General features: G+C 72.4%; 9 protein-coding genes. 5 read left to right on the top strand and 4 right to left on the bottom strand.

The annotated features are described in order from the left end of the window. Nucleotides 1-204 precede the first annotated feature (204 nt). From ACFWFR_RS12775 to ACFWFR_RS12785, 3 genes are all read right to left on the bottom strand, one after another. A complete protein-coding gene (locus ACFWFR_RS12775; RefSeq protein ID WP_377623211.1) occupies nucleotides 205-2,799 on the bottom strand; it encodes an ABC transporter permease in 2,595 nt (864 codons plus the stop codon). Next, complete coding sequence (locus ACFWFR_RS12780; protein WP_377623212.1) at nucleotides 2,799-3,620, bottom strand: ABC transporter ATP-binding protein; 822 nt, start codon at nucleotides 3,618-3,620, stop codon at nucleotides 2,799-2,801. Before ACFWFR_RS12780 ends, ACFWFR_RS12775 begins: the two co-directional genes overlap by 1 nt. 221 nt (nucleotides 3,621-3,841) lie before the next feature. Beyond that, a complete protein-coding gene (locus tag ACFWFR_RS12785; protein ID WP_377623213.1) occupies nucleotides 3,842-6,091 on the bottom strand; it encodes a transglycosylase domain-containing protein in 2,250 nt (749 codons plus the stop codon). Between the two features lie 225 nt (nucleotides 6,092-6,316). Between ACFWFR_RS12785 and ACFWFR_RS12790 the strand changes: the two genes are divergently transcribed. Continuing rightward, nucleotides 6,317-6,979, top strand: coding sequence for a TMEM175 family protein (locus ACFWFR_RS12790; protein ID WP_377623214.1), 663 nt, complete (start codon nucleotides 6,317-6,319; stop codon nucleotides 6,977-6,979). A gap of 32 nt (nucleotides 6,980-7,011) precedes the next feature. Further along, a complete protein-coding gene (locus ACFWFR_RS12795; RefSeq protein ID WP_377623215.1) occupies nucleotides 7,012-7,311 on the top strand; it encodes a DUF1330 domain-containing protein in 300 nt (99 codons plus the stop codon). Nucleotides 7,312-7,430: 119 nt separating this feature from the next. Here ACFWFR_RS12795 and ACFWFR_RS12800 read toward each other — a convergent pair whose 3' ends face one another. After that, nucleotides 7,431-8,153 (bottom strand): phosphatase PAP2 family protein, encoded by a 723-nt coding sequence (locus tag ACFWFR_RS12800; RefSeq protein WP_318244465.1) that lies wholly within the window; start codon nucleotides 8,151-8,153, stop codon nucleotides 7,431-7,433. Nucleotides 8,154-8,380: 227 nt separating this feature from the next. Here ACFWFR_RS12800 and ACFWFR_RS12805 point away from each other — a divergent pair, with 227 nt between their 5' ends. The 3 genes from ACFWFR_RS12805 (at nucleotide 8,381) to ACFWFR_RS12815 (ending at nucleotide 10,879) form a co-directional block, all read left to right on the top strand. Further along, nucleotides 8,381-9,229, top strand: a complete 849-nt coding sequence (locus ACFWFR_RS12805; protein WP_377623216.1) for a TIGR02569 family protein — start codon at nucleotides 8,381-8,383, stop codon at nucleotides 9,227-9,229. Further along, nucleotides 9,222-9,752, top strand: a complete 531-nt coding sequence (locus ACFWFR_RS12810) for an NUDIX domain-containing protein (RefSeq protein WP_377623217.1) — start codon at nucleotides 9,222-9,224, stop codon at nucleotides 9,750-9,752. Before ACFWFR_RS12805 ends, ACFWFR_RS12810 begins: the two co-directional genes overlap by 8 nt. A gap of 206 nt (nucleotides 9,753-9,958) precedes the next feature. Further along, a complete protein-coding gene (locus tag ACFWFR_RS12815; RefSeq protein WP_377623218.1) occupies nucleotides 9,959-10,879 on the top strand; it encodes a cold-shock protein in 921 nt (306 codons plus the stop codon). Nucleotides 10,880-11,449: the final 570 nt, after the last annotated feature.

The following is an 11,449-nucleotide window of genomic DNA, read 5'->3' on the forward strand; positions in this document are numbered from 1 at the left end:
CAATTGTGGTGGCTACGCAGAAACACACCCGCCTCCGGGAGGGGTGCGGACCCTCTGGGAGGGGGCGGACTTCGATCACCGGTGACTGGTGCGCCGGCCACCACCGTTGGCTGCCGGCCACCACCGTTGGCTGCAGGCCGACTGACAGGCGCCGACTGACCGGCGCCGGCCGGCAACCGGCCGCCGCCGGCCGCCGCCGGTCCGTCAGTCGACGGTCACGGCGTCGAGCACCGGGAGCCGCGCCGCGCGCAGCGCGGGCCATCCCGCGGCCAGGACCCCGACGAGCACCGCGACGCCCACCATGGTCCCGAGCCCGGCCCACGGGATCGCGAGGGCGGTGAAGCCCGTGCTCGCGAACACGGTCGGCATCGCCGCGGCGAGCCCCACCCCGACCGCGAGCCCCAGCAGCGTCCCGAACACGGCCGTGAGGACCGACTCGATGACGATCGTCCCGGCGAGCTGCGACCGCCCCAGACCCACGGCCCGCAAGAGCCCGATCTCACGCGTCCGCTCGATCACCGACAGCGCCAACGTGTTGACGATGCCGAGCACCGCGATGACGATCGACAGCCCCAGCAGGGCGTAGAGGATCGTGAGCATCTGGTCGATCTGGCTCGCGAGCGCCGAGACGTACTCCTCGTCGTCCATGACCGACACGATCATGTACGGCTCGGCGGCCGCGGTGACCGCGGCGTCGAGCTCGGCCTGGGTCACGCCGTCGGCCGCCTTGACGAGCACCATGGTCGACATCTCCGCAGGAGCCACAGAGAGCTCCGCGAACACCGTGTCGGGCACGACGACCGGGACGCCCAGGGCGGGCGAGTCGAAGATCGACCCGATCGTGACGTCCACGCTGCCTCGCTGGGTGCGGAGCGTGAGCTCGTCGCCCAGGGCCCAGCCCTCGTCCGTCGCGGTCGCCTGGAGGACGCTGACCTGTCCGTCGGCGAGCGTGTCGAGGCTGCCCTCGACCGTCTCCGTCTGCCACGTCCGGCCGAACACGCCAGGGTCCACCCCGAGGACGAACAGGGGAGACGCGTCGGCCTCGTCCCCCGAGGAGCGCCCGACGAAGTACTGGTCGGCCGTCAACGAGTCGGCCGCGCCGACCTCGGGCAGCGCCGCGATGTCGCTCACCGCACCCGAGGGGACCGTGCCCGTCGCGGACTCGACGACCAGGTCGGCCAACGACTCGTCGGCCACGATGGACTTCATCGACGCCTGCATCGACACGGCCAGGACCGAAGCTGCACCGACGAGCGACATGCCGATCATGAGGGCGCTCGCCGTGCTCGCGGTGCGGCGGGGGTTGCGCGTCACGTTGCCGCGCGCGAGCGTCCCGAGGGGCTTGGCGAACGCGACGAACGGCGCCGACATGACGTGCAGGACGCCGCGCGCGACGACCGGGGCCAGCAGGAGCGTCCCCACGACCACCCCGACGGCCCCGAGGCCGAGGAGCGTCCCCGTGCCCGCGTTCTCGTCGGCCGCGGCCTGGACGACCGCGACGACCACCGCTCCGACGCCCGCCCCGGCGACGACCGCGCCCGCGATGCCCCGGGCGTGGAGCGACCCGGCCTGGGCGGGGGAGTCGTCGCGCATGGCCTCGACCGGGGGGACGAGCGCCGCGCGTCGGGCAGGGAGCGCCGCCGACGCGACCGAGACGACCACGCCCAGCACGAGCGAGACCACGACGGTCGTCGCGTCGAGCGGGATGTCGCCCGCGAGCTCCATGCCCATCGACCCGAACATCGCCCTGAGCGCCGTGACGAGCCCCAGGCCACCGAGCACCCCGAGCGCGCCGCCGAGCGCCCCGATGACCGCGGCCTGGACCAGGATCGAGGCGAACACCTGGAGCGGGGAGGCCCCCACGGCGCGCAGCAGCGCGAGCTCGCGCTGCCGCTGCCGCACCGTCATCGCGAACGTGTTGGCGATGATGAACCCGCCGACGAACAACGAGATCCCCGCGAAGACCAGCAGGAACGTCTCGATGAACCCGAGCTGGGACGCGATGTCCTCGCGGGCCTCGTCGCGTACGGACTCGCCCGTGACCACCTCGACGGGCGAGGTGCCGGTGGCGGCGTCCGCAGAGCTGCCGAGAGCGGCCGTGATCCGGTCGGCGAGCTCCTGCTCGCCCACGCCGTCCTCGGCCAGGACCGAGATCGTCGAGACCGTGCCGTCGGGCGCGAAGGCCGCCGCGGCCGTGGGCTCGTCGAAGAACACGATGCTCGCGCCGGCCATCGAGGCCCCCATGTCGACGATCCCCGTCAGGGTCGCCTCGGTGACCTGCCCCGCGACGACGAGCGTCGTCGTGCCGCCGACCGTGAGCCCGCTGGCCTCGGCCGTGCCGGCCTCGAGCAGGAACTCTCCGCTGCCCGACGGCGCCGCTCCCTCCGCGATCGGTGTCGAGGGGTCCTCGGCCCGCCACGCGAGGCCGAACGTCGGTGCGCCCGTGGTGGGCGGCGGGGTGCCGTCCGCCCCGACGAGCACCAACGGACCGGTGTAGTCGGCAAAGGCGTGCGCGACGCCGTCGATCCCCTGGACCGTGTCCGCGAGGTCCGCCGGGATGGTGTTGCGGACGGCTCCCGCGCTCGCGTTCTCCTGCGTGAGCGCCGCGGAGTCCTCGCCGCCGCGCAGGTACACGTCGGACGAGGACCCGGCGTCGACGATCCCGTCGAACGTCGAGGAGAGCATCTCGCGCAGCGAGAAGGTGCCCGCGACGAACGAGACGCCGAGCACGACCGCGAGGATGGACAGCCCGAGGCGCACGAGGTGCGCGCGGACGTTGCGCAGGGCGACGCGCAGCATCAGGCGGCCGCCTTCTTGCGCGTGAGGGAGCCCAGGACCTCGAGGACCGAGTCGGGCGTGGGGTCGGTGATCTCGTCGACGATCCGGCCGTCCGCGAGGAACAGGACGCGGTGCGCGTAGCTCGCGGCGACGGGGTCGTGCGTGACCATGACGACCGACTGGCCCAGGTCGTCGACCGACTCGCGCAGGAACGTCAGGACCTCGCGCGAGGACGTCGAGTCCAGGTTGCCCGTGGGCTCGTCCGCGAACACGACCGCAGGACGGGAGACCAGGGCGCGCGCGCACGCGACACGCTGCTGCTGGCCGCCGGACAGCTCGCTCGGGCGGTGCGTGAGACGGTCCGTGAGCCCGACGGCGTCGACCACCTTCGCGAGGTACGCCCGGTCCACGGGCCGGCGCGCGATGTCGAGCGGCAGCGTGATGTTCTCCTCGGCCGTGAGCGTCGGGACCAGGTTGAACGACTGGAAGACGAAGCCGAGCTGGGTGCGGCGCAGCTTCGTGAGCTGACGCTGGTTCATGCCCGAGACCACGAGGTCGTCGACCACGACCGTGCCGGCCGTCGGGGAGTCGAGGCCCGCCATGCAGTGCATGAGCGTCGACTTGCCCGAGCCCGAGGGGCCCATGATCGCGGTGAACCGACCACGCCCGAAGTCGACGTCGACGCCCGCGAGCGCGTGGACGGCCGTCGGGCCCTTGCCGTAGGTCTTGACCAGGCCGCGGGCCGACGCGATGGCCTGCGTGGTCGTGGCGTCGTGCTCGAAGGTGCCGACCGCACCGGAAGGGAGCGTGGGGGACGTCGTCGTGCGGGACGGGGAGGACATGGCGGACTCGTCTCTGGGAGGGTGCGCTGGGCTGTGCAGCGCCCCTGACGGAGCGGGTCGACGGGGCACCGAACCCTGCTCACGCTCGCCCCTCCGGGCCGCTGGCACCATGGTGGCGCGCACGGCCCGGGCCGGGCATCGGGGATGCCCCTGAGAAGGACCCTGAGAGTTGCCTGAACCCGGGTCCGGTCGAGGCCCGGCGGCCGAGGTTCGGCCGAGGGCTAGGGGGTGGCCGGGGGAGCCGGGTCCGCGGGAGGGGCGGGGTCGGCCGGGGGAGCAGGGTCGGCCGGAGCGGGGTCCGGAGCGTCGTCCCTGGGGGTCTTCTTGGGAGGCTGAGGGGCCGGCGCCTGTCCCACCATCGCGGGGTCGGGTCCCGGGAAGCCGATCACCGGCGTGCCCTCGAGCGCGGTCTCCATGAAGGACCGCCACGTCGGTGCCGCGAGCGTCGAGCCGTACCACCGCTTCTCGTAGCGGCCGTTGATGCGCATGTAGCTCATGGAGACGTCGTTCTCGGCGTTGCCGATCCACACGGCCGTGACGAGCTGGGGCGTGTACCCGATGAACCAGGTGTGGTTGTTGTTGTTCGCGGTCCCCGACTTGCCCGCGCTCGGGCGGGAGAGCTGGGACTTCTTGGCCGTCCCCTGGGTCATGACGTTCTCGAGCGCGAAGGTCACGGTGTTCGCGATCCGTGGGTCGACGGCGTTCGGGGTGCAGTTCGCCGACGGGACCGGGAGGTCCGCACCGTCGGCTCCGACGACGCGCGTGATCGCGATCGGGGCGCAGTACGTGCCGCCGCTCGCGAACGTCGCGTACGCCGCAGCCATCTGCAACGGCGACGAGTTCTGGGTGCCGATCGTCATGGTCGGCATGACGTGGATCGACGACGCGTCGCCCTTGAGCTCGGACGTGATCGAGGGGCGCAACCCGGCGCTCCACGCCATGTCCCGGACCCCGCAGAGGTCCAGCTGCGACTCCATCGAGGCGTAGGCGGTGTTGACCGAGTTGAACGTCGCGCGCAGGACGGGGATCGACCCCTGGTCGGTCGACCCGTCGGAGTTCCCGGGCGACCACGGGATGCGGTCCAGACGGGCGCACGACGCGCGGAAGTCCCTGTTGGGCACGAACGTCCGCTTGTTCGCGTTGACCGTGTCGTTGAGGGTATGGCCCGAGCGCAACCACTCGGCGAGCGTGAACACCTTCCACGTCGAACCGGGAGAGAAGCCTCGGGACGAACCGTGCAGCTGGTCCGCGGAGTAGTTGATGGCCGTGGTCCCGGGGGCAGGCTCGCGGGCGACGTCGTAGGGCCGGTTCTGGGCCATCGCGAGGATCTTCCCGGTCCCGGGCTCGACCGTCACGAGCGCGTCCTCGAGGCCGCTCGGGTCCAGGGCGGGGACGGCGGCCGTGATGTTCGCCTCGGCAGCGGTCTGCAGGCGGGGGTCGAGCGTCGTGGTGATGTCGAGGCCGCCGCGGTAGAGCAGGGCCTGACGGTCCTTCTTGGTCTCGCCGAACGTCGGGTCCGACGTGATGACCTTGGTGACGTAGTCGCAGAAGAACGCCGCCCCGCCGGCCGTCTGGCACCCGGCGGAGATGGGCTGGACGTTGAGCGTGGCCGGCAGAGGGGTCGCGACGGCCTCGTCGTGCTCCTGCTGGGTGATGTACTCCTGCTCGAGCATCCTGTCGAGGACCCGGTTGCGGCGCGTCTCGGAGCTGGCCGGGTTGGTCACGGGGTCGTACCTGGTCGGTGCGTTCGTCACCCCGGCGATGGTGGCGGCCTCGACGATGCTCAGCTCGGAGGCGTGCTTGCCGAAGTAGTGGAGCGAGGCGGTCTCCACGCCGTAGACCCGGATGCCGAACTGCGCGATGTTGAGATAGCCCTGCAGGATCTCGTCCTTGGACATGACCGTCTCGAGCGAGATCGCGAGCTTGGCCTCGCGTGCCTTGCGCCCCAGCGTGTCGTCACGTGCCGAGCGGACCGCGATGGGGTCCTCGTCGCGCATGGCCTGCTCGATCAGCACGTTCTTCACGTACTGCTGCGTGAGGCTCGACCCGCCCTGCGTGTCGCCACCCGTGAAGTTGTTGATCGCGGCACGGCTCACGCCCTCGGGGTCGAGCCCGCCGTGCTCGTAGAAGCGCTTGTCCTCGATCGCGACCACGGCGTTCTTCATGTGCTGCGAGACCTGGTCGAGCGGCACCACGATGCGGTTCTCGGTGTAGAACGTCGCGAGGAGCGTCGTCCCGTCGTTCGCGAAGACGCGCGACTTCTCGGACAGCGGACCGGGCTTGAGGTCGTCCGGCAGTTCCTCGAACAGCTGCGTGACGTCCTTGCTGACCGCGCTCGCCCCGGCGGCGAGCGGCAGCAGCAGGCCGGCCGCGAGGACTCCCCCCACAGCCGACACGAGCAGGAAGGCCAGGAGGAGCGCGAGCGCCTTGACGGCGTGGGGCTGCTGGCGGGGTCGTGTGGACTGGCCCATCTGCCGACTGTACGTCCGGCGGTGCGGCACGGCTCGGCGACGCTCGGGTCGTGACCTGGGCGTGACATCGGTCGTGCCCGTCGCAGGGAGCCCGAGGGGCGCCGATCCCTCCTCGGCGGGGCGCGTCCCCGGGCAGGGAGGTCCGGCCGCGTGCCGGCCGACGCGCACCTCCCCAGGCGGTCGTCGCCCCGTCGCCATAGCCTGGAGGTCGACCCGGGAGACGACATGCTCACGTCCCGCACGCCCCGAGGCCTCGACCGGCTCGTCAACTTCACGGACGCCGCGGTGGCGATCGCCATCACGCTCCTCGTCCTGCCGCTCGTCGACCTGGTGACCGACGGCAAGGAGCACCCGCTCAGGACGCTCTTCGAGGACGAGCGCGGGACGTTCCTCGCGTTCGCGATCAGCTTCGTCGTGATCGCGAGCTTCTGGTCCGGGCACCACAGGGTGTTCGAGCACCTGCAGGACTACTCGTCGGCCGTGCTCTGGGTCAACTTCCTGTGGCTCGCGAGCATCGTGTTCATCCCGTTCACGACCCAGCTGCTCGCCGACCAGGGCACCGACACGGCACCCGTGAACGCGCTGTACATCGGGACCATGGTCGTGACGACCGCGAGCCTGGCCCTGATCGAGGTCCTCGCGATCCGGGACCCCTCGCTCCAGCGGGCCGAGGTCCGCGGGCAGCTCGACGCCCGCGGGGCGTTCGTGGCGATCGGCCTGCTGCTCGTCGCGCTCGTGCTGAGCGTCGTCACGCCCGTCGTCGGGCTGTACTGGCTGTTCCTGCTCTTCCTCTCCGGCCCGCTGACGCGGTTGTTCGGGGTGCGACCTCACAGGGTGGGTGCGAGCCCGGTGCCGGAGGACTCGGGACGGTCCGACGGGCGGGACTGACGCGCCGGCGTCCAGAGCGCTAGCGTGACCTCGTGCCACTCACGCTGTGCGTCCTGCTCTGGGCCGTCGACGGTCAGGTCGAGTCCCTCGCGCGCTACGAGGACGAGGTCCTCGCGCTCGTCCCGCGCCACGGTGGGCGGGTCCTGTCGCGGGTCCGGAGCGTGCCCGGCGAGGACGCGTCCCGGCCCACCGAGGTGCAGGTCATCGAGATGCCCGACGACGCCGCGCTCGCCGCGTACATGGCCGACCCGGACCGCGCGGCGCTCGCGGACGTGCGGGACCGGTCGGTCGCCCGGACCGAGATCGTGCGCGTGGAGCAGGTGGTCGGCTGACGGTCGGGTCGTGGGGCGGCGGGCTCGCCGCCGAGGGCGACCGGCCGGACCGCCGGGGTGGCGCTGGGCGTCGTCGACGGTGACCGACGGCCGTCGACGACGCGCGCCGTCCCCGGTCGTCAGACCCGGACCCGCGACGTGTCCCGGCGCAGGTAGCCCCATGCCAGGACCGCGCACACGATGCCGTTGACGAACCCGGCGAGGACGTCGGTCGGCGAGTGCATGCCGCGGTACAGGCGCGCGAAGCCGACCGCGAACGGGACGAGCACCGCGAGGACCGTGAGCACGACCCGGAGCACCGGGTTCTGCACGCGCTGCGCGAGCAGTGCGAGCGTGAGGTAGAAGGCTGTGGAGGCGCCCGTGTGACCGCTCGGGAAGCTCGAGGTTGGCGGGGCGTGGTCGAGCATCTCGACCTCGGGGCGCGAGCGTCCCACGACGAGCGAGGACGTCAGGAAGACCAGGGCCTGCAGCGACACCGCGAGCGCGGGGACCAGGGCGAACCACCACTGCCGTGTGCGCCACCAGATCAGGGCGACCGCGAGCACGCAGGCGCCGATGATGAACTCGGTCGTCCCGATCGCGGACAGGAGCTCGGTGACCGTGTCGAGGAACGGGGTCCGCAGGTCGACGAGGGCCCGGTTGACCCCGGCCTCGCCGGGCAGGTTCTCGAGCGGACCCTTGATGAGGAACCCCAGCCCCACGACGGCGAGCCACAGCACGGCGCCCGGGAGGAACGCCCGGAGGGCCAGGTCGCGGGCGACCTCACGGCCGGTCGGCCGAGAAGGGTCGAGCTCGTAGCGGTGGACGAACGGGTGCACAGGGCCTCCAGCGGTGGTCGGCACGCGACGACCTGGGTCGACGCGTGGGCGTCACCGGACATTACGTGCAGACCGGGCGACTCGCGCGGGGAGCGACCGCGGCGGCCGACGCCGCGGTGGGTGGTGGGCAGCGTTCGTCGCCGAGCATGCGGTTGTCGTCGCCAGACGGCTGGTTCGGGACGCCAACCGCATGCTCGACCCACGCCAACCGCATGCTCGTCCCGCGGCCGGCTCCTGGGTAGGGTCGTCCGGTGCAGCCACCGAGAGAGGTCCTGGCCGCGTTCGGCGCCGTCAGCCCCGCAGTGAGGCTCGACGGCGGGCGGGGCGCCGCGTGGCGCGCCGACGGCCTGGTGCTCAAGCCGCTCGACGTGCTCCCGGCTGAGCTCGCCTGGCTGCGGCGCCACGCGCCGGCGGGCAGCGACGACCTCCGGCTGAGCCTGCCGGCGTCGAGCCGGACGGGCGAGCTCGTCGTCGACGGCTGGACGGCGTTCCCTGTCCTGCAGGGCGAGCACGTCGCGGGGCGATGGGCGCAGATCGCGGGGGTGGCGCACTGCTTCGCACAGTCGTTCGACGGCGCGGAGCGGCCCCCGTTCCTCGACGAGCGGACGCACGCCTGGGCTCGTGCTGACCGCCTCGCCTGGGGCGAGGACTCGGTGGAGGTGCCCGACGACGTCCCGCACCTCCCAGCACTGCTCGCGGCCCGACGTGGCGTCGACGAGCCCTCGACGATCGTCCACGGCGACCTCACGGGCAACGTGCTGTTCGCCGACGGCCTGCCGCCCGCCGTGATCGACCTGACGCTCTACTGGCGGCCCGTGCGGTACTCGGTGGCGATCGTCGCCGTCGACGCGGTCTGCTTCGAGGGAGCGCCGCCGTCGCTCCTCGAGACGATCGACCCGGGGGAGGGCTTCGCCCAGCACCTCGTGCGCGCACTGGTGTTCCGGATCGCGACGGACTGGTTCAACGGACTCCTGACCGACGCCGACGAGGTGTACGCGGCGACCGTGGAGCGGGTGCTCGACCTGGCGTCGCAGGGGCGCCGACCGTCGGGCAGGTCTGGAGTGCGGTCCGCGCCGCGGCGAGGATGCGTGGATGGCTGACGCCGAGACGTGGGACCTGCTCGACGAGCAGGGCAGTCCCACCGGGGAGGTGCACCGCCGAAGCGACCCGGGATGGCCCCTGGGCCGCTTCCACCTCATGGTGGCGACGTGCGTCGTCCGGTCCGACGGCCTGGTCCTGCTCACACGTCGCGCCGCGACCAAGACTTTTCCGTTCGCGTGGGAGATCCCCGGCGGCAGCGTGCTCGCGGGCGAGACCGGCGCTCAGGCGGCCGTGCGCGAGGTGCGCGAGGAGACGGGGCTCGTGATCGACGGAGAGTCCCTCACGCGGGTGGGCAGGGGGCCGCTGCCCACGGCGTTCCTCGACGTCTACGTCGCGGCCGTGCCCGGTCGCCCGCGGCTGGTCCTCGACCCGGCCGAGGTCGACGACGCCGCGTGGGTCAGCTGGGCCGAGGTCGAGGCGCAACGCGCCGCAGGAGGGATGCCTGCGCCCTGGGTCGGGAGCTTCGCCCCGCTCTGGTCGGAGCTCACGCGGGTTGTCGCGGAAGTGGCCGGCCGAGGGTGAGCCGCCAGACCACCGAGGCACGACCGGTCCACGAGCCCGTCAGTGGTGCAGGGGATCGGGGGAGGGGCGCGGTGGTGCGTCGGTCGTGGCCATGGCCGCACGTTCGTGCCTCGACCGGGTCGAGGGTCGACGGGCCCAACGGTCGGCGGTTCCGACCGGGGGGACAATAGGAGACAGCAATGTCTACCGAGATAGAGGAGTCCCCAGTGCCCCAGGGAACTGTCCGATGGTTCGACGCCGACCGAGGGTTCGGATTCATCGACCTCGGGAACGACGCCGAGGACCTGTTCGTGCACGCGTCCGAGATCGTCGGAGACGACGGAACGAGGCTGCTCCGGGAGGGGCAGATCGTCGAGTTCGAGATGGGCGAGGGCGACCGCGGCCCGCAGGCGCGTCGTGTCCGTGTCACGGGCGACCGGGCGGCAGACGCGCCCCTGGGCGTGCTGGGCACCGTCACCTGGTACGAGCCGACCAAGGGCTACGGCTTCGTCACGCCCGACGGCGGCGGCGCCGAGATCTTCGTGCACAGCTCGGCCATCGTCGGTGGCGGTGTGGTCTCGGAGGGGCAGCGGGTGGCGTTCCTCGTCGTCGACGGGGAGAAGGGGCCGCAGGCGGACCACCTGCTGCCGCTCGCGGCCGAGGCCGCGCGGCCCGCGTCGGACGGCGCCGACGGCACCGTGTCCTGGTACGACGAGGTCAAGGGCTTCGGGTTCGTCGCGCCCGACTCGGGTGGCGGCGACGTCTTCGTCCACGTCAGCGCGCTCGGCTCGGGACTGACCGAGCTCTCCGAGGGCGATCGTGTGACGTACGACGTCGTCGACGGTGACAAGGGCCCCAACGCCCGCAACGTGCAGCTCGCACGCGGCGGCGCGCGCGGCGCAGACCGCGGCCGGTCGAACGGCCCCGGGTCGTCCGGCGGGCCCGTGCGCGGCGGCGAGGGCACGGTCGCTCGCTACGACGAGGAGCGCGGCTTCGGCTTCATCACCCCCGATGACGGGGGCCTGGACCTGTTCGTGCACGTGTCGGTCGTGCGGGGTGACGAGGTCCTGGAGGAGGGCGACCGGGTCCGGTACAAGGTGCGCCAGAGCGACCGGGGACCGCAGGCCGACGCCGTCGAGCTGGCCTGAGCGAGAAGACGGCATCCGAGCGGACGGCGTGAGCGGCTCGAGGTGAGCCGGTCCGGCCACCTCGGAGACGAGCATCGGCGACACCCAGCCCCGGGCGCGAGGACGCGCCCGGGGCTCTGCTGCGTGCGGCAAGTGGCCCGCACCTGGTCCGGAACGGACCCCACGAACCTTGCTGATCTCGCCTCCTCGTCCGTCCGGGGGTGTGCGCGCGGCGGGTCGAGACGATGACGGGACGTGCGCCGCATCGACGAGACCACCCCGCACACCCCGGGAATACGCCACCCTCGCACAAGGTTGAGCCTAGTGGACTCAAGTTCACGGACCTGCAGGTTGCGCAGCAGCACGGACCGGCATAACTTGAGTGAGGACGACTCAACCGGCGGCCGGGTGGCGACACCCGCCGGGCAGGGGAAGGCCTCGACGTGCGCGCCACGCGCGCCGTCGGGCAGGGAACCGCCACGGGCTGCCGATCGAACGACACACACGTAGCAGCACACAGCAACACAACGGAGGCTGCTCCCGGTCGGCCGTGTGCACCGGACCGGCCGCCTCCGCCTCCATCCGCACCCC

It is taken from the genome of Oerskovia sp. NPDC060287 (assembly GCF_042726775.1).
Lineage (GTDB): Bacteria > Actinomycetota > Actinomycetes > Actinomycetales > Cellulomonadaceae > Oerskovia > Oerskovia merdavium.

What these genes read in the sequence shown, in the direction of transcription:
- ACFWFR_RS12775 (WP_377623211.1), bottom strand. Translation starts at nt 2,799, where the DNA reads ATGCTGCGCGTCGCCCTGCGCAACGTCCGCGCGCACCTCGTGCGCCTC.
- ACFWFR_RS12780 (WP_377623212.1), bottom strand. Translation starts at nt 3,620, where the DNA reads ATGTCCTCCCCGTCCCGCACGACGACGTCCCCCACGCTCCCTTCCGGT.
- ACFWFR_RS12785 (WP_377623213.1), bottom strand. Translation starts at nt 6,091, where the DNA reads ATGGGCCAGTCCACACGACCCCGCCAGCAGCCCCACGCCGTCAAGGCG.
- ACFWFR_RS12790 (WP_377623214.1), top strand. Translation starts at nt 6,317, where the DNA reads ATGCTCACGTCCCGCACGCCCCGAGGCCTCGACCGGCTCGTCAACTTC.
- ACFWFR_RS12810 (WP_377623217.1), top strand. Translation starts at nt 9,222, where the DNA reads ATGGCTGACGCCGAGACGTGGGACCTGCTCGACGAGCAGGGCAGTCCC.